The 20,771-nt window shown below is 57.0% G+C and carries 18 protein-coding genes; 13 read left to right on the top strand and 5 right to left on the bottom strand.

The annotated features are described in order from the left end of the window. The first annotated feature begins 248 nt into the window (after positions 1-248). The 4 genes from KGP21_RS24820 to dhaM are packed head-to-tail and all read left to right on the top strand — an operon-like array spanning position 249 to position 4,542. Complete coding sequence (locus tag KGP21_RS24820) at positions 249-1,349, top strand: glycerol dehydrogenase (protein ID WP_209529835.1); 1,101 nt, start codon at positions 249-251, stop codon at positions 1,347-1,349. Positions 1,350-1,399: 50 nt separating this feature from the next. Continuing rightward, a complete protein-coding gene (gene dhaK / locus KGP21_RS24815; RefSeq protein ID WP_021806863.1) occupies positions 1,400-2,467 on the top strand; it encodes a dihydroxyacetone kinase subunit DhaK in 1,068 nt (355 codons plus the stop codon). A gap of 9 nt (positions 2,468-2,476) precedes the next feature. Continuing rightward, positions 2,477-3,115, top strand: coding sequence for a dihydroxyacetone kinase subunit DhaL (gene dhaL, locus KGP21_RS24810; RefSeq protein ID WP_021806862.1), 639 nt, complete (start codon positions 2,477-2,479; stop codon positions 3,113-3,115). Then, a complete protein-coding gene (gene dhaM, locus KGP21_RS24805) occupies positions 3,112-4,542 on the top strand; it encodes a dihydroxyacetone kinase phosphoryl donor subunit DhaM (protein WP_094983154.1) in 1,431 nt (476 codons plus the stop codon). Before dhaL ends, dhaM begins: the two co-directional genes overlap by 4 nt. On the opposite strand, the gene dhaR is transcribed toward dhaM, so the two are convergent. Beyond that, the gene (gene dhaR, locus KGP21_RS24800) at positions 4,539-6,488 is read right to left on the bottom strand and encodes a dihydroxyacetone kinase operon transcriptional regulator DhaR (protein ID WP_115159740.1); all 1,950 of its coding nucleotides are present in this window, start codon (positions 6,486-6,488) and stop codon (positions 4,539-4,541) included. The two genes, dhaM and dhaR, sit on opposite strands and share 4 nt — an antisense overlap. Positions 6,489-6,649: 161 nt before the next feature. Then, a complete protein-coding gene (gene tolC, locus KGP21_RS24795; protein WP_209529839.1) occupies positions 6,650-8,071 on the bottom strand; it encodes an outer membrane channel protein TolC in 1,422 nt (473 codons plus the stop codon). 283 nt (positions 8,072-8,354) lie between these two features. Between tolC and nudF the strand changes: the two genes are divergently transcribed. From nudF to KGP21_RS24765, 6 genes are all read left to right on the top strand, one after another. Continuing rightward, positions 8,355-8,987: an ADP-ribose diphosphatase gene (nudF, locus tag KGP21_RS24790; RefSeq protein ID WP_021806860.1), complete on the top strand. Its 633-nt coding sequence runs from the start codon at positions 8,355-8,357 to the stop codon at positions 8,985-8,987. Continuing rightward, positions 8,988-9,413 carry a DUF1249 family protein gene (locus tag KGP21_RS24785; protein ID WP_021179514.1) on the top strand — a complete coding sequence of 142 codons (426 nt, stop codon included), beginning with the start codon at positions 8,988-8,990 and terminating at the stop codon, positions 9,411-9,413. It begins immediately after the preceding gene. Between the two features lie 27 nt (positions 9,414-9,440). Then, the gene (gene cpdA / locus KGP21_RS24780) at positions 9,441-10,268 is read left to right on the top strand and encodes a 3',5'-cyclic-AMP phosphodiesterase (RefSeq protein ID WP_021806859.1); all 828 of its coding nucleotides are present in this window, start codon (positions 9,441-9,443) and stop codon (positions 10,266-10,268) included. After that, on the top strand, positions 10,268-10,843 hold the full coding sequence (gene yqiA, locus KGP21_RS24775) for an esterase YqiA (RefSeq protein WP_021806858.1): 576 nt from the start codon (positions 10,268-10,270) through the stop codon (positions 10,841-10,843). Before cpdA ends, yqiA begins: the two co-directional genes overlap by 1 nt. 89 nt (positions 10,844-10,932) lie before the next feature. Further along, positions 10,933-12,828 (top strand): DNA topoisomerase IV subunit B, encoded by a 1,896-nt coding sequence (parE, locus tag KGP21_RS24770; RefSeq protein ID WP_021179517.1) that lies wholly within the window; start codon positions 10,933-10,935, stop codon positions 12,826-12,828. A gap of 92 nt (positions 12,829-12,920) precedes the next feature. After that, entirely contained in the window at positions 12,921-13,817 is an 897-nt protein-coding gene (locus KGP21_RS24765; RefSeq protein WP_209529841.1) for a LysR family transcriptional regulator, read from the top strand. A 1-nt stretch (position 13,818) separates the two neighbouring features. Here the strand turns inward: KGP21_RS24765 and KGP21_RS24760 are convergent, their stop codons facing one another. Further along, positions 13,819-14,124 carry a putative quinol monooxygenase gene (locus KGP21_RS24760; RefSeq protein WP_021179519.1) on the bottom strand — a complete coding sequence of 102 codons (306 nt, stop codon included), beginning with the start codon at positions 14,122-14,124 and terminating at the stop codon, positions 13,819-13,821. Positions 14,125-14,169: 45 nt separating this feature from the next. Beyond that, entirely contained in the window at positions 14,170-14,751 is a 582-nt protein-coding gene (locus KGP21_RS24755) for an NAD(P)H-dependent oxidoreductase (protein WP_059201833.1), read from the bottom strand. Positions 14,752-15,029: 278 nt separating this feature from the next. On the opposite strand from KGP21_RS24755, the gene parC reads away from it, so the two are divergent. The 3 genes from parC to ftsP all read left to right on the top strand — a co-directional run bounded on the left by parC (position 15,030) and on the right by ftsP (position 19,841). Next, a complete protein-coding gene (gene parC / locus KGP21_RS24750; protein ID WP_059201832.1) occupies positions 15,030-17,303 on the top strand; it encodes a DNA topoisomerase IV subunit A in 2,274 nt (757 codons plus the stop codon). 292 nt (positions 17,304-17,595) lie between these two features. After that, the gene (locus KGP21_RS24745; RefSeq protein WP_021806853.1) at positions 17,596-18,327 is read left to right on the top strand and encodes a 1-acylglycerol-3-phosphate O-acyltransferase; all 732 of its coding nucleotides are present in this window, start codon (positions 17,596-17,598) and stop codon (positions 18,325-18,327) included. Positions 18,328-18,425: 98 nt separating this feature from the next. Further along, positions 18,426-19,841 (top strand): cell division protein FtsP, encoded by a 1,416-nt coding sequence (ftsP, locus tag KGP21_RS24740; RefSeq protein ID WP_021179523.1) that lies wholly within the window; start codon positions 18,426-18,428, stop codon positions 19,839-19,841. Here ftsP and KGP21_RS24735 read toward each other — a convergent pair. Beyond that, a complete protein-coding gene (locus tag KGP21_RS24735; RefSeq protein WP_021179524.1) occupies positions 19,838-20,752 on the bottom strand; it encodes a LysR family transcriptional regulator in 915 nt (304 codons plus the stop codon). The genes ftsP and KGP21_RS24735 overlap by 4 nt on opposite strands. Positions 20,753-20,771: the final 19 nt, after the last annotated feature.

Raw genomic sequence — 20,771 nt, 5'->3', positions numbered from 1 at the left:
ACCCGCAGGATCCACTCTTTACGCACTTATACGTTACGGTGTGCGCCAGTTCGCTTTACGGAGCATAACTGCAGCAAAAGCGTTACATAATGGAACGTTTTGTCCGAAGCTACGTTCCATTATGTAACGTTTTTTTCCTTACTCGCCAAGCAGTCGGCAGGTCGTATAGTCAGCAACAGAATAATACGTCGATATCATCCTCTGAAATCTGAACGTTACTGGGTTAACGTCCCTACAAGGAGTCAGTTATGTTGAGAATCATTCAATCCCCAAGCAAATACATCCAAGGTGCCAATGCGTCGGCCTCAGTGGGCGAATATGCCAAAGCCCTTGCCGATCATTACTTTGTGATCGCCGACGATTTCGTCATGAAACTGGCGGGCGATACTGTGATGGGCAGCCTGCATCAGCACGGGGTGAAGTATCACGCTGGTACGTTTAATGGCGAATGCTGCCGCAAGGAAATCGACCGCCTTGGTCGGGAGCTGAAAAGCCACGGCTGCAAAGGTGTGATCGGTATCGGTGGTGGTAAAACGCTGGATACCGCCAAGGCGATCGCCTATTACCAGCATGTACCGGTGGTGTTGATGCCGACCATTGCTTCGACGGATGCGCCTACCAGCGCGTTGTCGGTGATCTACAGCGAAAGCGGCGAGTTTGAAGAATACCTGATATACCCCGCCAACCCGAATATGGTGGTGATGGACAGCGCGATTATCGCCAAAGCGCCGGTACGCCTGCTGGTGGCGGGTATGGGTGACGCGCTCTCCACCTATTTTGAAGCTCAGGCCTGTTTCGATGCCCAGGCCACCAGCATGGCGGGCGGCAAGTCTACGCTGGCGGCGCTCAATCTGGCACGTCTATGCTATGAAACGCTATTGGCTGAAGGGGTTAAGGCCAAGCTGGCGGCGGAGTCTGGTGTGGTTACCGAAGCGGTGGAGCGCATCATTGAAGCTAACACCTATTTGAGCGGTATCGGTTTTGAAAGCAGCGGCCTGGCGGCGGCGCACGCCATACACAACGGTTTTACCGTGCTGGAAGAGTGCCATCATCTGTATCACGGGGAAAAAGTGGCGTTCGGCACCCTGTCTCAACTGGTGCTGCAAAACAGCCCAATGGCGCAGATTGAAACGGTGTTGAACTTCTGCCAGCAGGTCGGGCTGCCGATTACCCTGGCGCAAATGGGCATTACCGGTGAACTGACAGAAAAAATCGGCAAGGTGGCAGAGGCCAGCTGTGCCAAGGGTGAAACCATCCACAACATGCCGTTTAGCGTGACGCCGGAAAGCGTACAGGCGGCCATCCTGACGGCGGATAAACTGGGCAGCGCCTGGTTGCAACGCGTATAAATCATCGGGCGCGGTTAGCGCGCCCGCTGTTTCCTACAGAGGAATTAACCGTGAAAAAGCTAATCAATCAGGTCGATTCGGTACTCAATGAACAACTACTCGGCATGGCTGCCGCTCACCCGGAACTGCGGGTGCATCAGGATCCGGTGTTTGTGACCCGCACGGCGGGGCCGATCCCAGACAAAGTGGCGATCCTGTCAGGCGGTGGTAGCGGCCATGAGCCGATGCACTGTGGCTTCGTGGGCGAGGGAATGCTGGATGGTGCTTGCCCAGGGGAGATTTTCACCTCGCCGACGCCGGATAAAATGTACGACTGCGGCCAGGCCATCGACGGCGGTGCCGGGGTATTGCTGATTATCAAGAACTACACCGGTGACATCCTCAACTTTGAAACGGCGACCGAATTGCTGCATGACAGCGGCGTGCCAGTGGCAACGGTGCTGGTGGATGATGACGTGGCGGTGAAAGACAGCCTATTTACCGCTGGCCGACGTGGGGTTGCCAACACGGTGCTGATGGAAAAACTGCTCGGCGCGGCAGCGGTACGGGGCTTTGATCTGGACGCACTGGTCACGCTGGGGCACAAAATCAACAACCAAGGCCACTCGCTAGGGATTGCTCTGGGCGCTTGCACCGTGCCTGCGGCAGGTAAACCGTCGTTTACTTTGGCGGATAACGAGATGGAGTTCGGCGTTGGCATCCACGGCGAACCGGGGATCGAACGGCGGACGTTCACCACCCTCGATCAAACGGTAGATGACATGTTCCATACCCTGATCGATCACGGTGATTACCAGCGCTCGATCCGCGTTTGGGATCGTCAGCAGGGGGAGTGGCGTGAAGAGAGCCAGAGCAAACGAGCTTTGACGCAGGGCGATCGGGTGATTGCGCTGGTCAATAACCTTGGGGCGACGCCGCTTTCCGAACTGTACGGGGTTTACCACCGTTTGGCGCAGCGTTGCGCCGCAGCCGGGATCGTGATCGAGCGTAACCTGGTGGGATCATACTGCACCGCATTGGATATGCAGGGGGTTTCCATCACCTTGCTGCAAGTGGATGACGAGTTGTTATCGCTGTGGGATGCGCCGGTGAACACGCCAGCGCTGCGTTGGGGCTGAGGAGGGATCATGACATTAAGCAAACAGCAGGTCGTTGAGTGGTTGATGCGTTGTGGTGAGGTCTTTACCCGCGAACGCGATTTCTTGACTCAGTTGGATAGCGATATTGGTGATGGCGACCACGGCCTGAATATGAACCGTGGCTTTAGCAAGGTGGTAGAAAAGCTGCCTTCGGTGGCGGATAAGGACATCGGCTTTATTCTCAAGAACACCGGTATGACGCTACTTTCCAGCGTTGGCGGTGCCAGTGGTCCACTATTCGGCACCTTCTTCATCCGTGCGGCTCAGGCGGCCAATGCCAAGCAGAGCCTGGATCTGGCGGAATTGAAGCAGGTGATCCAGGAAGGCGCGGAAGGCGTAGCGATGCGCGGCAAGGCAGAACCGGGCGATAAAACCATGTGTGATGTCTGGGGGCCGGTCGTTGCAAGCCTGGGCGAGTCGCTACATCAGCAGCTCAGCGTGACCCAGGCGCTACAACAGGCCGCCGTTCGGGCGGAGCAGGCCGCACAGGCCACCATTGTGATGCAGGCCCGTAAAGGGCGAGCCAGCTATTTGGGCGAACGCAGTATCGGCCATCAGGATCCGGGCGCAACCTCCGTCATGCTGATGATACAAACGCTGGCCCAAGTGGTCGAGGAGGCAGGATGATCAACATCGTTGTGGTTTCGCACAGTGCACAACTGGCGCAGGGTGTTGAGCAACTCGCCCGCCAGATGATGCGCGGCGAGGGGTGCAAACTGGTGCTGGCGGCGGGGGTCGATGATGAGCTCCACCCGATCGGCACCGATGCGGTGAAAGTGATGGAAGCGATCGAATCCGTGGCGGACGGAGCGGGGATCGTGGTGCTGATGGATCTCGGCAGCGCATTATTGAGTGCGGAAACCGCGCTTGAGCTGCTCGACCCAGAGGTGGCGGCCAAGGTGGTACTGTGTGCGGCACCGTTGGTGGAAGGCACGCTGGCCGCGGTCGTAGCGGCTAACGCGGGCGGTAGCCTGGAGCAGGTACTGGCAGAGGCGCAAGGAGCCTTGCAGGTCAAGCAGGCACAGCTTGGTGAGGAGATACCCGCCAGCAAGCCACTGAATTTACCGCTGAGCCAGGGGAAAAGCCTGAGTTGGACGGTACAGAATCCGCACGGGTTGCACGCTCGCCCGGCGGCGCGTCTGGCAGAGGCTCTGGCTCCTTTTGCAGCGGAACTGGTGCTGGAAAAGCATGGCCAATGCGCCAACCCACGCAGCCTGAATCAATTGGCTTTGTTGCAGGTTCGCCACGGTGACACTATCCGCCTGATTGCCGATGGTGCACAGGCCGATGAGGCCCTGGCAGCGTTCAAGGCGTTGGCAGAGCAGCACTTTGGCGAAACCGTATCTGAGCAGCAATTGCCTTCACTGCACGGTATTCCCGTGGAGGAAAGCGTCAGCAGTGGTCCGATATTCCAGGTGTCGAGCTTCTGGCCGCAAACGGAAGAACGCCAGCTAGGGGCCGATGACGTGCTCAATGAACAGCAGCGCCTGCGTATCGCATTACAGCAGACGTTAGACGATCTGAACAAGCTGGCGGATCGCACAGGCAATCTGATCGGCAAACCGCAGGCGGCGATCTTCGGTGCGCACAGCATGCTGCTAGACGATCCCGACCTGCAACAGGCCGCCTTTACCCGTATCGCCCAACAGCAATGCAGCGCGGAACAGGCGTGGCGGCAGGAACTGGAGCAGATTGCCGACGATTATCGGGCGCTGGATGATGAGTATTTGCAGGCGCGGGAACTGGACGTACGTGACATGCTGCGCCGTACGCTGAGCCATCTGGCACGGCAGCCTATCCCGGCGATCGTGCTCAATGAGCCTGCGATCCTGGTGATGGATGAGCTGATGCCTTCCGACGTCGTGATGCTCGATCGGCGCATGGTACTCGGTATTTGCCTGAGCGGCGGCAACGCCTTGTCGCATACCGCGATCCTGGCCAAGGCGATGGGGATCCCGATGGTGGTCGGCATGAGCGAATGTATGAGCAAGACCCGCAACGGCCAGAAAGCGATGCTGGATGCGGCACGTGGCACCTTACAACTCAGCCATTAACCCCGCAGCTTGAACTGGCTGATATCGATATTCAACTGTTTGACTTTACGCCACAGCGTGGTGCGGCTGATACCCAGCAGCTGCGCCATCTCGTTAAGCTGCCCGTGGCTGACGTTGGCCACGCGGATAATCGCCTGCACCTCCATTTCCGCCAGCGTCAGCAGCGGCATGGCTGGTTGAGTGTCGCTTTCCACTAGCGGCTGATGACTGAGCAAGTGAGAGGGCAGATCGGCCAGTTGAATATGATGGCCGTGGCAAATCATCGCGGCGCGCTCTATCACTCCTTTCAGTTCCAGATCGTTACCCGGCCACAGGTACAGACCAAGCTGGGTCATTACCTCGTCGTCTACCCGGAAGCGGCACTGGAAGTGTTGCTCCAGAGCGCGCAGATGGTGCTGAACCAGCAAAGGGATGTCACTGAGGCGCTGGCGTAGCGGCGGAATTTGGATTTCGAAGGCCTGCAGGCTATAGAACAACTGGCGACGAAAACGATTCTGTTGCACCAGCAGTGCCAGGTTGGCGGCGCTGGTAGCGATCACCCGCACGTTCACCGGGATCACGCGGCTGGAATTCATACGCATTACCACGCCGGTTTTTAGCACCTGCAACAGGGCGGACTGCATGGCCAGCGGCAGGTATTCGACCTGTTCAAGATGCAGCGTGCCGCCGTTGGCCAGTTCGAACTTGCTGAGCTGGCCCGCCTGTTCTTCGTTGGCATCACTGCCGAGTAACTCCTTCAACCCTTGTGCCTCGGGCAGCAACTGGCAGTTCAAGGCGATATAAGGCCCGGCGGCACGTTCGCTGGCATTGTGGATGGCCTGGCTGAGCAGCTCTTTCCCCACACCTTCTTCACCGCACAGCAAAATCGGGTGATGCCCCTTCGCCGCCTGCTGGCCATAGCGGATCAGGCGGCGCATTTCCTGGGTGCCTGAAGGCATCTGTTCGAAGGTGTGGCTGACCCGGCCGATCTGGCTACTGACGTATTGATGCAGCCTTTCCAAGGGATGCAGCAAGGCGATGAAGCTACAGTGCTCACCGTCCAATATCGGTTTGAGGGTGAGCAGCGCGGCGATAAACTGGCCCTGGCTTTCAAAGGTGACTTCCACATGCTGTAACGGCTGGCGTTGGCTGATGGCGCGGTTAAGCAAGGCCGGTAACGTCAGCAACTGTGCCAGTGGTTTGCCTTGGCTCTGCTGTTCATGCAGCTTGAGCATAGTGGCGGCGCGCGGGTTGATATATTGCAGATAACCCCGGTGATCCCAGGCCATAACGCCGTCGTCTACGCTGTCCAGTAGCCCGTTGAGCTGATTGAGATGGCGATTGGATTCGGCCAGCAAGCCGTCGGCGTTCAGGGCATTGCCGATCTCTCGGGCGATCGCCAGGATCAGGGAAAGATCGCCCGCATTGCAATCGGCCAACTGGCAACCCAAAGCCAACATACCACGCTGGCGGCCGCTATTGTCATGTACCGGTGCGGCGCAGAATGACCAGCCATGCAGCGCCTGGCGCACGTGTTCATCGCTATGGATCTGTACCGGATGGCCCTCGGATGCGGCCAGGGAAGGGGCATTGGTGCCGATATCGCCTTCTGCCCAATAAGCACCGGGCGCAAAACCCAGTTCGAGCAGTTGCTCGCCGGTCGCCTTGTCGCCGCATTGCCACAGCGTGCAGCCGCTTTCATCGAGGATCAGCAACACGCATTGGCGCTGCTCCATATATTCCCAAGCATCTTCCAACGCCGCCTGGCCGAGCGTAATGAAATCATCCTTACGCCGGCAGATAGAGTCGAAGGTAGTGCCCAGGGCGCGATGTGGGGCTTTCCACACGGCGGGTTGCATCAGATGGCTGCAGCGTAGCCAGGAGGCATAAATGGCCGGGGAGGGGCGCAGCTGTGGCGGTAACGCGCCTTCGGTGATCAACCGTTGCCAGAGTGAAGCGTTGTCCATCAGATCCCGTTCAGCAGATAAACCCCAATAGGGAGCCAATCATAACATTAACCTGTTTAGAGAGGCTGTGAGGTGAGGGGCAGATGCGGGATTATTGGATAAAAAAACGGAGCGCGGCAAATGCCGGGCCCCGTTATTCGGTAGCTCAAAGCTGGAGCAGGTTATCTGCTAGCCGTTGGCCGAGTGGTGCTGGAACCGTCAACATAGGCATCTTGCGCCGCTGTTGGGGGGGCTACCACATCTGGCGCGGTGGAGATTGGCTTGCCTAGTGTTCCGTTAAGCATCATCAGATCGTTTTCGTTCAGCGTGCCGAGCGCCGATTTGATGTTCAGCTGGTTGATCAGGTAAGAATAACGCGCATTGGAAAGCTGTTGCTTGGCGTTATACAGCGTGGTTGTCGCATCCAGCACGTCAACGATGGTACGGGTACCTACTTCGTAACCGGCTTCGGTCGCATCCAGAGAACTCTGGGCAGAAACCACCGCTTGTTTATAAGCGCTGATGCTGCTGATGGACGCAGAAACGTTGTTGAAGGAGGAACGCACGGTTTGCACCACGCTGCGGTGGGCGCTTTCCAACTGCTCACTGGCACCGACGAAGTTGTACTGCGCCTGTTCTACCCGTGAGTTGGTTACGCCGCCGTTGTACAGCGGCACGCTAACGCTGATGCCGACCTGGTTCTGGCCATTAATCGAGTCGTTGCCACTGGTCCCTGTGTTAGCTCTGGAACCGCTGTATTTGGAATTGGTGATCCCGGTAGAAGCATTTAAATCAACCGTTGGCATATAGCCGGTTTGTGCCGATCTGATCTGCTCACGGGCCAGATCCTGGTTCAGGCGGGCAGACAGCAGGCTCAGGTTGCGGCTTTCCGCTTCTTTCAACAGGCTGTTGACGGCATCCGGGCGCTTGGTGCTGAACTTGTTGGTATCCAGCGAGGCCAGTTCCGGGTAGAAGGTGCCGGTAATTTGGCGTAACGATTCTACCGCGTTATCCAGGTTGTTACGGGCAGTCACTTCGTTGGCCAATACGGTATCGTAGTTGGCACGGGCGTTCTGCACGTCGGTAATGGCAACCAGGCCCACGTTAAAACGTTGGGTGGTCTGATCCAGGGTACGGTAGACCGCTTGTTTATTCGCCTGGGTATAGGACAGGGCGTCGATCGCCTGCAGTACGTTGAAATAGGCGGTGGCCGTATCCAGGATCAATTTCTGGGATGACGTCTGGAAAGTGACATCGGTAATACCGGCGGTCTTTTCCTGCAGCGTCAGCGCGCGCCATTTGGACATATCAAAGATAGTCTGGGTCAGCGCGAGCGAGCCTTGGGTGGTATTGCTGTTAAGCCCATTGGCATCGCGGAAGCCGTTGTTATAGGTATAACCAGCAGATAAGCCAAGCTGCGGCAGCAACGGGCTGCGTGCTTCGTTGATTTTTTCAAACGCCGCATCACGATCGGCAGCGGTTTTACGCAGATCCGGGTTACTTTCCCTGGCCTGTTTGTAAACCTGCAACAGGTTCTCTGCCTGGCTCATGGTGCTGAAGCCTGCGAGGCTCAGACCAATAAGAAGGGGGAGCAGTTTCTTCATTTGCATTCCTTGTTGTGCAGCAATATTGCTATGTTAGCGCTGACGATAGACGAATAGTTGCCAATTCTAGCAGAGTCTGCCGAGCGCTGAGGGTGGCTTAATGTGCCATCTCACAGAACTTTTACCTTGGTGTACGCTACGTTTACTGACACTGGGCTATTTGCATCGGCGCTACCTGATATCATGGTTCACAATCTAACACAAAGCGGGTGAAGATAATCCCGCCGTTTCTGTCATCAAATCCCTTTATTTTGCCGGCATAATCACACAGGAGAATTCGTAGATGAACCGCTCGCAACCTTCACCCGTTACTTTCGACAAAAATGATGTAGAAATTATTGCACGAGAGACACGATACCGTGGTTTTTTTTCACTCGACTTATATCGCTTTCGCCATCGTCTGTTCAACGGTGAGATGAGCGGTGAGGTCACTCGCGAGGTTTTTGAGCGCGGTCATGCGGCGGTGTTGCTACCCTATGATCCCATCAGGGACGAAGTGGTGCTGGTTGAACAACTGCGGATCCCGGCCATCGATAGCTCAGCTTCCCCTTGGCTGCTGGAAATGGTTGCGGGTATGATCGAAACGGGAGAAAGCGTTGAGGACGTGTGCCGCCGCGAAGCGTTGGAAGAGGCTGGCGTGGTGGTCGGGCGCTGCAAGCCGGTGCTGAGCTATCTGGCCAGCCCTGGTGGCACCAGCGAACGTCTGTCTATTATGGTCGGTGAGGTTGATGCCCTGACGGCCGAAGGGATCCACGGATTGCCCGAAGAGCATGAAGATATCCGTGTCCACGTGGTCAGCCGCGAACAGGCTTACCGCTGGGTTGAAGAAGGCGCGATTGATAATGCCGCATCAGTGATTGCATTGCAGTGGCTGGCGTTGCACCATGAATCGCTTAAAGCAGAATGGGCCAACTAAATGCAAAAGCGCTATACCCCTGACTTCCCCGAAATGATGAGATTGTGTGAAACCAACTTCGCGCAATTGCGGCGTTTGATGCCGCGTAACGACGAAGTTGATGAAACCGTCACTTATCAGGTGAATGGCGCCCATTATCGTCTGACTATTGTTGAATCTACCCGTTACACCACGCTGGTGCAGATTGAACAGACTGCGCCTGCGGTCAGCTACTGGAGCCTGCCCGCGATGACGGTGCGGCTGTACCACGACGCGATGGTTGCGGAAGTGTGTTCCAGTCAGCAGATCTATCGGTTTAAAGCGCGTTATGATTATCCGAACAAAAAGTTGCATCAACGCGACGAAAAGCATCAAATTAACCAGTTTCTTGCTGATTGGTTGCGCTACTGTTTAGCGCATGGAGCAATGGCGGTTCCGGCTTGTTAGGTCGACGGAGATAACAAAGGACACCATTTGGAAAGCCTGTTTAGACTGCCCGTGGCGAGTGGGGCCAAGGTCAGGATCTTACAAATAACAGATACCCACCTGTTTGCTGGCAAGAGTGAGACCTTGCTCGGCATCAATACCTATGCCAGCTATCACGCGGTGCTGGATGCGGTGATCGCGCAGCAGCGTGAGTGCGACCTGATCGTGGCAACCGGCGATCTGGCGCAGGATCACTCCCAGGCGGCATACCGGCACTTTGCCGATGGTATCACCCGTTTGCCCGCGCCCTGTGTCTGGCTGCCGGGGAACCACGATTTTCAGCCTGCGATGGTAGATGCGTTGGCCGCAGCCGGTATCTCACCTTCCAAGCAGGTGCTGCTGGGGGACAACTGGCAGGTGCTATTGCTGGATAGCCAGGTGTTTGGCGTGCCGCACGGCGAGCTGAGTGAATACCAGCTGGAGTGGATGGAACGTTGTCTGGAAGCTCATCCAGAGCGCTACACGCTGCTGTTACTGCATCACCATCCGTTGCCTTCCGGCTGCACCTGGCTGGATCAACACAGTCTGCGTAACCCGCATACGCTGGCGGCCGTGCTGTGGCGCTATCCGAAAGTGAATACCCTGCTGTGCGGGCATATCCACCAGGAATTGGATCTGGGCTGGCACGGGCGTCGGCTGTTGGCTACGCCGTCCACCTGCGTGCAATTCAAGCCGCACTGCACCAATTTTACCATCGACGACGTTTCCCCAGGTTGGCGCTATCTTGACCTGTTGCCGGATGGCCGGGTGGAAACCCAGGTATTCCGGCTGGAAAACGATGACTTCCGCCCCGACATGGATTCGGACGGCTACTGATGCCTTCAACCTTACTTTACCTGCACGGTTTCAACAGCTCGCCGCTTTCGGCCAAGGCCACGGCTTTCAAAGCCTGGCTGGCGGAACATCATCCCCATATCGACATGCTGGTACCGCAGTTGCCGCCTTACCCGGCGGAGGCGGCGGAAATGCTGGAAGATTTGGTGATGGCGCGGGCAGGCCAGACGATGGGCGTGGTAGGCTCCTCGTTGGGCGGTTATTATGCCACCTGGTTATCGCAGTGTTTTGCGTTGCCAGCGGTAGTGGTAAACCCTGCGGTGAAGCCGTATGAGCTGCTGATCGACTATCTGGGAAGCAACGAGAACCCCTACACCGGGCAGCAATATGTGTTAGAGTCACGCCACGTTTATGATCTGAAAGTGATGCAGGTCGATCCCTTGGAGTCGCCGGATTTAATCTGGTTGCTACAGCAAACGGGCGATGAAATTCTCGATTACGGTCAGGCAGTGGCTTATTACACCGCCTGCCGGCAAACGGTGGAGTCGGGCGGAAACCACGCTTTCGTCGGTTTCGAGCACTACTTCCCCCAGATTGTGGATTTTTTAGGGCTATGACGCCGCAGCAACTTCAGCTATCACAGATATACTGAACAGGCAGCGGGCGATTTCGGCACCTTCCCTCAACCACGAAAAAATAATCAACGATGACTCAATCCAGCTATAACGCTGATGCCATTGAAGTACTCAGCGGTCTAGAACCAGTGCGCCGTCGTCCCGGTATGTATACCGACACGACGCGTCCGAACCACCTCGGTCAAGAGGTGATAGATAACAGCGTCGATGAAGCGTTGGCGGGCCATGCCAAGCGTATCGACGTGATCCTGCACGCCGATCAGTCACTGGAAGTGATCGACGACGGCCGCGGTATGCCGGTGGATATCCACCCTGAAGAAGGCGTACCGGCGGTTGAGTTGATCATGTGTCGTCTGCACGCGGGCGGTAAATTCTCCAACAAGAACTACCAGTTCTCCGGCGGCCTGCACGGCGTGGGGATTTCGGTGGTTAACGCCCTGTCCAAACGGGTGGAAGTCAACGTCAAGCGCGACGGTAACGTCTATAGCATCGCTTTTGAGAACGGCGACAAGGTGCAGGATTTGGCGGTGACCGGTAGCTGCGGCAAACGCAACACCGGCACCAGCATTCACTTCTGGCCTGACGAGCAGTTCTTCGACAGCCCGCGCTTCTCGGTTTCCCGCCTGTCACACCTGCTGAAAGCCAAAGCGGTGCTGTGCCCCGGCGTTGAAATCTACTTTATCGACAAGCTGAACAATACCGAGCAGCGCTGGTGCTACCAGGACGGCCTGACTGATTACCTGATGGAAGCGGTGAACGGCCTGATCACCCTGCCGGAAAAGGCGTTTGTCGGCAATTTTGCCGGTGATACCGAAGCGGTGGACTGGGCGCTGCTGTGGCTGCCGGAGGGCGGGGAACTGCTGACGGAGAGCTACGTCAACCTGATCCCCACCATGCAGGGCGGCACGCACGTCAACGGCCTGCGCCAAGGGCTGCTGGATGCGATGCGCGAGTTCTGTGAATTCCGCAATATCCTGCCGCGCGGCGTGAAGCTGTCTGCGGAAGATATCTGGGATCGCTGTGCCTACGTGTTGTCGGTGAAAATGCAGGATCCGCAATTCGCGGGCCAGACCAAAGAGCGGCTCTCTTCCCGTCAGTGCGCGGCGTTTGTTTCCGGCGTGGTGAAAGATGCCTTCAGCCTGTGGCTGAATCAGAACGTCCAGGCGGCCGAGCAACTGGCCGAACTGGCGATCTCCAGCGCTCAACGTCGCCTGCGTGCGGCGAAGAAGGTGGTGCGTAAGAAGCTGACCAGCGGGCCTGCGTTACCGGGCAAGCTGGCGGACTGCACCTCGCAGGACCTGAGCATGACCGAACTGTTCCTGGTGGAAGGGGACTCGGCGGGCGGCTCGGCCAAGCAGGCGCGCGATCGCGAATATCAGGCGATCATGCCGCTGAAGGGCAAGATCCTCAATACCTGGGAAGTTTCCTCAGACGAAGTGCTGGCTTCGCAGGAAGTGCATGATATCTCGGTAGCGATCGGCATCGATCCCGACAGCGAAGATCTCAGCCAACTGCGCTACGGCAAAATCTGTATCCTGGCGGATGCGGACTCCGACGGCCTGCACATCGCCACGCTGCTGTGTGCGCTGTTTGTTCGCCACTTCCGTTCGCTGGTAAAGGGTGGCCATGTGCACGTTGCGATGCCACCGCTATACCGTATCGACCTGGGTAAAGAAGTCTATTACGCCCTCGACGAGGAAGAGAAAGCCGGCGTGCTTGAGCAGTTGAAGCGTAAGAAGGGCAAGCCGAACGTACAGCGCTTTAAAGGGCTGGGTGAGATGAACCCGCTGCAACTGCGTGAAACGACGCTCGATCCCAACACTCGCCGTCTGGTGCAGTTGACCATCGATGACGAGAATACCGATCAGACCATGGCCATTATGGACATGCTGTTGGCGAAGAAGCGTTCGGAAGACCGCCGCAACTGGCTGCAAGACAAGGGCGATACCGCCGAGCTTTCAGTCTGATGCCTGTGGGGCCGCAACCGCGGCCCCAAGTTTTTACATTGTGCCATCCCTGGCGCACTGCGTGCTGCGCCCGATAACCCTGGGCGGAATGCATGAAAATTACCCTCGAAGAACTCTTGGCCTATACCTCCGTAATCGATAGCGGCTCTATCACCGCCGCCGCCGAGCAGCTTGGCCAAACCACCTCTGGCATCAGCCGAGCGCTGAGCCGTCTGGAAAAAAAACTCGATACCACCTTACTGCGCCGCACCACACGTCGTCTGGAATTGACCGAAGAGGGGCAGAGCTTTCTGGCCCATGCGCGGGAAATTATCAACTCGGTGGAACATGCCGAAGAGCAGATGGCGTTACGCCGTCTGAACCCGGCGGGCAGGCTGCGCGTCAACGCTGCCGCGCCCTTTATGGAACATGTGATCGTGCCGCTGGTCGCCGGTTTCCGCCAACGTTTCCCACAGATTGAGCTGGAACTGAACACCGATAACCTGATTATCGATCTGTTGGAGAAGCGCACCGATATCGCCATTCGTATTGGCGCATTGCGAGACTCCACCATTCACGCGCGCCTGCTGGGGGCCAGCCGGTTACGCATCCTTGCCAGCCCGGACTATATTGCCCGCTTTGGAGCACCGCAGAGTGTCGAAGAGCTTAACCACCATAGCCTGCTGGGCTTTACGCAGCCCGAGTCGCTCAATCTGTGGCCGTTGCGCCATCGGCAGGCGGAGCGCTTTGCCATTACCCCAACGCTATCGGCCTCCAGCGGCGAAACGCTGCGGCAACTGGCGCTACGCGGGGAAGGGATTGCCCAATTGGCCGATTTTATGACGCGGGAAGATCAGCGGAAAGGGCGTCTGGTTCAGTTGCTGGCGGCAGAAACGTTGGATGTCCGCCAGCCGATTAACGCGGTGTATTATCGCAATGCCCAGTTGGCCGCACGGATCACCTGTTTTCTGGACTATGTCAGCGCGCATATCACCGATGCACAGATGTGAGTCAGGCGTTATCCAGCACGTAAATGGTTGTGTCCAGCACGCTGTCCTTGATGGTTTCACGGTGCTTGAGCATGTGATCCATCTGCAGGTGCTGTTCCAGATGCGCCTGACTCTGCCACTTCTCCAACATAAAGATGGAATCCGGCGAACGCTTCTGCCACGGTGCCTGGGTGTCGGCGTCGATCATTGGCTGATAGCCGCCGCAGCCTTCTTCCGCCAACACCGCTGGTAACAGCTTTTCAATCGCTTGTAATACGCTTTCACGATGACCCGGTCTGGTTCTGATTTCTGCAATTACGGTGATCATGACGGCCTCACTGGTTAACGGTATGATTTATAAAACCCATCACAGTTAAGCAAACACTTCGCCCAGATGTGCGCGCAAACGTGCGATATCGCTGGCGATATCCGGTTGTTTAATCACATCGTTACAGATAAAGGTCGGCAGTGCTTCCATTCCGAGGAACTGGTTGGCCTTGTGGAAGTGCAGATAAACGCCGTCTACGCCCACGCCGTGGAAGAACTGGTCAGGGTCGGTAAAGGCTTCCAACGGGGCATTCCAGGTCAGGCTCAGCATGTAGGTCTTGCCTTGGATCAGCCCGCCAGAACCGTATTTTTTGCTGGCATCGGAACGGGTGCGGCCGTCGCTGGCATACAGGCTGCCGTGGCCAGCGGTGAACACTTCGTCGAGGTATTTTTTCAGGATCCAGGGCTCGCCCATCCACCAGCCTGGCATCTGGTAAATCACCGTATCGGCCCACAGGTATTTCTGCACTTCGGCGTCGATATCATAGCCGTCATCGACTACGGTGACCTGTACATCGTGCTTGGCATCGCGCAGGAAACTTTCCGCTACGTCGCTCAGGGTCTGGTTCAACTCACCGTTGGAGTGGCCGAATTGCTTCTTGGCGTTAATAATCAGGATGTTGCTCATGGATACTGGGTTCCTGTCAGAATGTAGAATGTGATGGCCGTAAGGCATATCGTTGAAACGGAGTGTAATCCTTCTTGCAGCAGGGAAAAATGCGATCTAGCGCACAACAGTGTTGACTGTGAGTCAAGAAAGGCAGCCACTGATGGCAAAATTTCGCATAAACCGGGGAGATCGCCAGCATCAATGGCCGATCCACGCAGCATCTGTGACAGCCACCCCGCAGATGAGTTACTATCGCGGGCAGAATCGACCCTTTGTCGTCTGAGGATATCTGAGTAATGAGCGAACTGACTCATGACGGTGTTGAGCGTCTACCGCTGCACACATTCACTGAAAACGCCTATCTGAACTATTCCATGTACGTCATCATGGATCGGGCGCTGCCGTATATCGGCGATGGTTTAAAGCCGGTACAGCGCCGCATTATCTATGCCATGTCGGAGCTGGGGCTTAGCAACAACGCCAAATTCAAAAAATCTGCCCGTACCGTCGGTGACGTATTGGGTAAATATCATCCGCATGGCGATAGCGCCTGTTATGAAGCTATGGTGCTGATGGCGCAACCCTTCTCTTACCGCTACCCGCTGGTAGATGGCCAAGGGAACTGGGGGGCACCGGATGACCCTAAATCTTTCGCCGCGATGCGTTATACCGAATCGCGCCTGTCGAAATACGCCGAAGTGCTGCTGGGCGAGCTGGGCCAGGGCACCACGGATTGGGTGCCCAACTTCGACGGCACCATGCAAGAACCGAAGATGCTGCCTGCACGCCTGCCGAACATCCTGCTCAACGGGACAACCGGTATCGCGGTAGGGATGGCAACGGATATTCCACCGCATAACGTGCGTGAAATTGCCGCCGCGGCAGTAGCCCTGATCGACAAACCAGGCTCATCGCTCGACGATTTGCTGGAGTTTGTGCAGGGGCCGGACTTCCCGACGGAAGCGGAAATTATTACCCCGCGTGAAGAGATCCGCAAAATTTACCAGAATGGCCGTGGCTCGGTACGCATGCGTGCCATCTGGAAGAAAGAAGACGGCAGCGCGGTGATCACCGCCTTGCCGCACCAGGTTTCCGGTGCCAAAGTGCTGGAGCAAATCGCCAGTCAGATGCGTGCTAAAAAGCTGCCGATGGTGGAAGACCTGCGCGATGAGTCCGACCACGAGAACCCGACCCGTCTGGTGATCGTACCGCGCTCGAACCGTATCGATCTGGAACAGGTGATGAACCATCTGTTTGCCACCACCGATCTGGAACGCAGCTACCGCATCAACATGAACATGATCGGTCTGGACAACCGCCCGCAGGTCAAAGGGCTGGTGGAGATCCTTGCCGAATGGCTGGTTTTCCGCCGGGATACGGTGCGCCGCCGCCTGAATTATCGCCTGGAAAAAGTGCTCAAACGGCTGCACATCCTGGAAGGTTTGCTGGTCGCGTTCCTCAATATCGACGAAGTGATCCACATCATTCGCAGCGAAGATGAGCCAAAGCCGGTGTTGATGCAGCGGTTTGGCCTCTCCGATACCCAGGCCGAAGCGATCCTCGAGCTGAAGCTGCGCCATTTGGCCAAGCTGGAAGAAGTGAAGATCCGCGGCGAGCAGGATGAGCTGGCAAAAGAGCGCGATCATCTGCAGGCGTTGCTGGCTTCCGAGCGCAAGCTGAACAACCTGATCAAGAAAGAAATCCAGGCCGATGCGCAGGCTTATGGCGACGATCGTCGCTCACCGTTGACCGAACGTGAAGAAGCCAAGGCCATGAGCGAGCACGATTTTGTGCCTTCCGAGCCGGTGACGATTGTGCTGTCGCAAATGGGCTGGGTGCGTAGCGCCAAGGGCCACGATATCGATCCGAGCGGCCTGAGTTACAAGGCCGGAGATAGCTTCCTTGCCGCCGCACGCGGCAAGACTAACCAGCCGGTGGTGTTCATCGACTCGACTGGCCGCAGCTACGCGCTTGATCCGCTGACGTTGCCTTCGGCACGTGGCCAAGGTGAACCGTTAACCGGTAAGCTGACGCCACCGCCAGGTGCCACCATCGAGCAGGTGCTGATGGCTGCGGACGATCAGAAACTGCTGATGGCTTCCGATGCTGGCTACGGCTTCGTGTGTACCTTTAACGATCTGGTTGCACGTAACCGCGCCGGTAAGGTGATGATCACCCTGCCGGACAACGCCAAGGCACTGCCGCCGATGGAAATTCACGGCAGCGACGATATGCTGCTGTCTATCAGCACCGCTGGCCGCATGCTGATGTTCCCGGTCGCCGATCTGCCACAGCTGTCGAAGGGTAAGGGCAACAAGATTATCTCGATACCGTCGGCGCAGGCTGCCAGTGGGGAAGATAAACTGGCCTGGCTGTTCGTACTGCCGCCGCAGACCTCGATCACCCTGCACGTAGGCAAGCGCAAGCTGAAACTGCGCCCGGAAGATCTGCAGAAATTCCGCGCCGAGCGTGGCCGTAAGGGCACGTTGTTGCCACGTGGCCTGCAGCGTATCGATCGGGTTGAGGTGGATATGCCAGAGCGCGAATCGTTGGGTGATAGCGAAGAGTAAAGCGGTGATATACCCTGCTTGGGCGCAATAAACTGCGCCCAAGCGATCGCAGGTATTCTTACGTAGGGGCGCTGCATGCTGCGCCCGTACCCGTTCAGGGCTTTTTTATCCTGATCTTTTTTTTTTAAGTGAGTTAATTTTTCCGGCTATAAATTTATTGTGCCGATCGCTGGCTGGCGGGAAAATAGAGAACTTAGAAGCGCCGCGCGTTCTTCAGCCTGCGCTCCTCATACAAAAAGAAATCTTCCCTGCCGTTCAGCGGCCGGGTTGGCAGTGTGCTAATGAGGTTGTTATGTTATTGATATTACGTGCGATCATTGTCACGGTCTATTGCCTGTTGGTGAGTTTTTTCGGTTCGCTTTACTGCTTGTTCAGCCCGCGTAACCCCCGCCATGTAGCGACCTTTGGCCATCTGTTCGGCCGCCTGTCGACAGTGTTCGGCATCAAGGTTGAACTCCGTAAGCCTACTGGCGCGGACAACAACGGCAAATGTATTTACATTGCCAACCATCAGAACAACTACGACATGGTGACGGTTTCTAATGCGGTACAGCCACGCACCGTGACCGTGGGCAAAAAAAGCCTGGTGTGGATCCCGTTTTTCGGCCAGCTTTACTGGTTGACCGGTAACCTGCTGATCGACCGGGATAACCGCGCTAAAGCCCATGGCACCATTGCTCAGGTAGTAGATGCCTTCAAGAAACAGGACATCTCGATCTGGATGTTCCCGGAAGGAACCCGCAGCCGTGGCCGTGGTTTACTGCCGTTTAAAACCGGTGCGTTCCACGCGGCGATCGCTGCCGGTGTGCCGATTGTGCCGATCTGTGTTTCTTCTACCGACAAGATCAAGCTGAACCGTTGGAACAACGGCCATGTGATTGTGGAGATGCTGGAACCTGTCGATACCAGTCATTACAGTAAAGAACAGGTGCGTGAGCTGGCGGCCCATTGTCGCGAGCTGATGAAGGCGAAGATTGACCAGTTGGATGCGGAAGTCGCCAAGCTAGACGCCGCCAAAAAATAATAGAACGCAGTTAGCTATTTTCATACGGCCTCATGCCGTTTATGCCCCGCTTTAGCGGGGCTTTGCACACGGTTCAGCTTTGTTTTCATGGAGAAGATATGTCACTCAGTCGACGTCAGTTTATTCAGGCATCGGGCTTGGCGCTATGCGCAGGAACCGTGCCGCTGAGGGCCGAAGCGAGCGGGATGCCAACTCCGTTACCGATCCCGCCACTGCTGGAATCCCGCCGTGGCCAGCCGCTGTTTTTAACCCTGCAACGTGCCCATTGGGCCTTTATGGACAACCGTAAAGCATCCGTCTGGGGCGTCAACGGCATGTATCTGGGGCCGACGGTGCGGGTCTACAACGGCGACGATGTCAAACTGATCTACAGCAACCGCCTGCCCGAGCCGGTATCGATGACCATCAGCGGGTTGCAGGTGCCAGGTACCCTGATGGGCGGTGCGCCGCGCATGATGTCGCCCAACGTTGACTGGTCGCCGGTGATCCCTATTCGTCAGGCGGCGGCCACCTGCTGGTATCACGCCAACACGCCGAACCGTATGGCACCACACGTTTACAACGGCCTGGCTGGCCTATGGCTGGTCGAGGATGAAATCAGTAAGAACCTGCCGCTGCCGAACCATTACGGCGTCGATGATTTCCCGCTGATCATTCAGGACAAGCGCCTGGATAACTTCGGTACGCCGGAATACGATCCTCCGGCGCAGGGGGGCTTTATTGGCGATACGCTGTTGGTCAACGGCGTGCAGAACCCGTTTATCGAAGTCTCACGTGGCTGGGTTCGCCTGCGCCTGCTGAACGCCTCGAACTCACGGCGCTATTCGTTGCAGTTGAGCGACGGGCGGCCGATCAACGTGATCGCCAGCGATCAGGGATTCTTGCCTGCACCGGTTGCGGTACAACAACTTTCTCTGGCTCCAGGTGAGCGCCGCGAAGTGCTGATCGACATGTCGCAGGGGGCCGAAGTGACCCTCACCGCCGGTGAAGCAGCAGGGATCATGGATCGTTTGCGCGGTCTGTTTGAACCTTCCAGCATGCTGGTTTCCACCCAGGTACTGACGTTGAAACCGACGGGCCTGTTGCCGTTGGTCACCGACAATCTGCCAATGCGCCTGCTGGCGGATCAACTGCTGGATGGTAACGTCAGCCGCTCGCGTGAATTCCGTCTGGGAGACAAGATGGCTGGCATCAACGGGGCCATCTGGGATATGAACCGCATCGACGTACAAACGATGCAGGGCACCTGGGAGCGTTGGACCATTCATGCCGATACGCCGCAGGCGTTCCACATTCAGGGCGTGCAGTTCCTGGTGAAACGCGTCAATGGCGCGCAGCCGATGGCGGAAGATCGCGGCTGGAAGGATACCGTCTGGGTCGACGGTGACGTGGAGCTGCTGGTGTACTTCAACCAGGTTTCCTCGGAGCACTTCCCGTTCCTGTTCTACAGCCAGACGTTGGAAATGGCCGATCGCGGTTCGACCGGCCAGTTTGTGGTCCAGGCTTCCGCTTAAACAGCCCCGGGCGTTCGCAGCATTTTCAGGAACGCCTTCACCACCGGTGTGGCACTTTCGGCGTGGTAGATCGCATACAGATCCGCCGAAGGGGCCGCCTGCAACGGGCAGAAACGCACGCCGGGCCACGGTATGCGCCCGTAGCTATCCGGCAGTAACGTAATGCCAAAGCCTTCCGCCACCAGCGCCATCAAGGTTTGCGGTTCATTGACCTGATGGACGATGTCTGGCGCAAAGCCATGTTGCAGACACAGGTTGTGCAGATACAGCCCCAGGCTGGCCTCGTTGGGCGGCAGCACGATAAATTTGTCATGCTTCAGGGCGGGGAGTTGGATTTCCTCCCCCGTTGCCAGTGGATGCCCCTCCGGCAGCACCACCGAGATCTTCTCCCGCGCCAATAATTGACAGGCCAGCCCCGGCAGGGCCTGTTGTTTTGCCTCACGCCAGACCCCGATATCGATATGTCGCTTCTGCAATGAGACGATCTGCTGGCTAGGCGTTTGCTCATTCAACGTCCAGGTGACCTTCTCTTCCTGCCCGGTAAAGCGTTTCAGTGCCGGGATCAAACCGCCCCAGACCGAAGTGCCTACCATGCCAATCACCATATGGCCGGCCTCGCCACGGCCCAGTTGCTGTACCTGATTGAGTGCATTGCCCGCCTGATCCAGCAACGTTTCGACGTTATGGAACAGCGTGCGTCCAGCCTGCGTCAGCGCCATGGAGCGGGTGGTGCGTTTGAACAGTTCCACCCCCAACTGGTTTTCCAGCTCTTTGATATGTTTGCTGAGCGGCGGTTGGGACATGTTCAGCCGCTGTGCGGCCTGGGTAAAGTTCATCTCCTCTGCCACTACGCGGAAATAGTGCAGCAGGCGAAAATTGATCCGGCTAGGGTCGGGTAGTGGCTTTTTCATGGTTGTTCGGGCCTCCCGA

The organism is Serratia sp. JSRIV004 (assembly GCF_019968705.1).
Lineage (GTDB): Bacteria > Pseudomonadota > Gammaproteobacteria > Enterobacterales > Enterobacteriaceae > Chania > Chania fonticola_B.
This window is presented reverse-complemented; position numbering and strand designations above follow the sequence as displayed.

What these genes read in the sequence shown, in the direction of transcription:
- KGP21_RS24735 (WP_021179524.1), bottom strand. Translation starts at nt 20,752, where the DNA reads ATGAAAAAGCCACTACCCGACCCTAGCCGGATCAATTTTCGCCTGCTG.
- KGP21_RS24785 (WP_021179514.1), top strand. Translation starts at nt 8,988, where the DNA reads ATGCAAAAGCGCTATACCCCTGACTTCCCCGAAATGATGAGATTGTGT.
- parC (WP_059201832.1), top strand. Translation starts at nt 15,030, where the DNA reads ATGAGCGAACTGACTCATGACGGTGTTGAGCGTCTACCGCTGCACACA.
- nudF (WP_021806860.1), top strand. Translation starts at nt 8,355, where the DNA reads ATGAACCGCTCGCAACCTTCACCCGTTACTTTCGACAAAAATGATGTA.
- KGP21_RS24765 (WP_209529841.1), top strand. Translation starts at nt 12,921, where the DNA reads ATGAAAATTACCCTCGAAGAACTCTTGGCCTATACCTCCGTAATCGAT.
- dhaR (WP_115159740.1), bottom strand. Translation starts at nt 6,488, where the DNA reads ATGGACAACGCTTCACTCTGGCAACGGTTGATCACCGAAGGCGCGTTA.
- KGP21_RS24760 (WP_021179519.1), bottom strand. Translation starts at nt 14,124, where the DNA reads ATGATCACCGTAATTGCAGAAATCAGAACCAGACCGGGTCATCGTGAA.
- parE (WP_021179517.1), top strand. Translation starts at nt 10,933, where the DNA reads ATGACTCAATCCAGCTATAACGCTGATGCCATTGAAGTACTCAGCGGT.
- ftsP (WP_021179523.1), top strand. Translation starts at nt 18,426, where the DNA reads ATGTCACTCAGTCGACGTCAGTTTATTCAGGCATCGGGCTTGGCGCTA.
- KGP21_RS24820 (WP_209529835.1), top strand. Translation starts at nt 249, where the DNA reads ATGTTGAGAATCATTCAATCCCCAAGCAAATACATCCAAGGTGCCAAT.
- yqiA (WP_021806858.1), top strand. Translation starts at nt 10,268, where the DNA reads ATGCCTTCAACCTTACTTTACCTGCACGGTTTCAACAGCTCGCCGCTT.
- KGP21_RS24745 (WP_021806853.1), top strand. Translation starts at nt 17,596, where the DNA reads ATGTTATTGATATTACGTGCGATCATTGTCACGGTCTATTGCCTGTTG.
- dhaM (WP_094983154.1), top strand. Translation starts at nt 3,112, where the DNA reads ATGATCAACATCGTTGTGGTTTCGCACAGTGCACAACTGGCGCAGGGT.
- KGP21_RS24755 (WP_059201833.1), bottom strand. Translation starts at nt 14,751, where the DNA reads ATGAGCAACATCCTGATTATTAACGCCAAGAAGCAATTCGGCCACTCC.
- dhaL (WP_021806862.1), top strand. Translation starts at nt 2,477, where the DNA reads ATGACATTAAGCAAACAGCAGGTCGTTGAGTGGTTGATGCGTTGTGGT.
- tolC (WP_209529839.1), bottom strand. Translation starts at nt 8,071, where the DNA reads ATGAAGAAACTGCTCCCCCTTCTTATTGGTCTGAGCCTCGCAGGCTTC.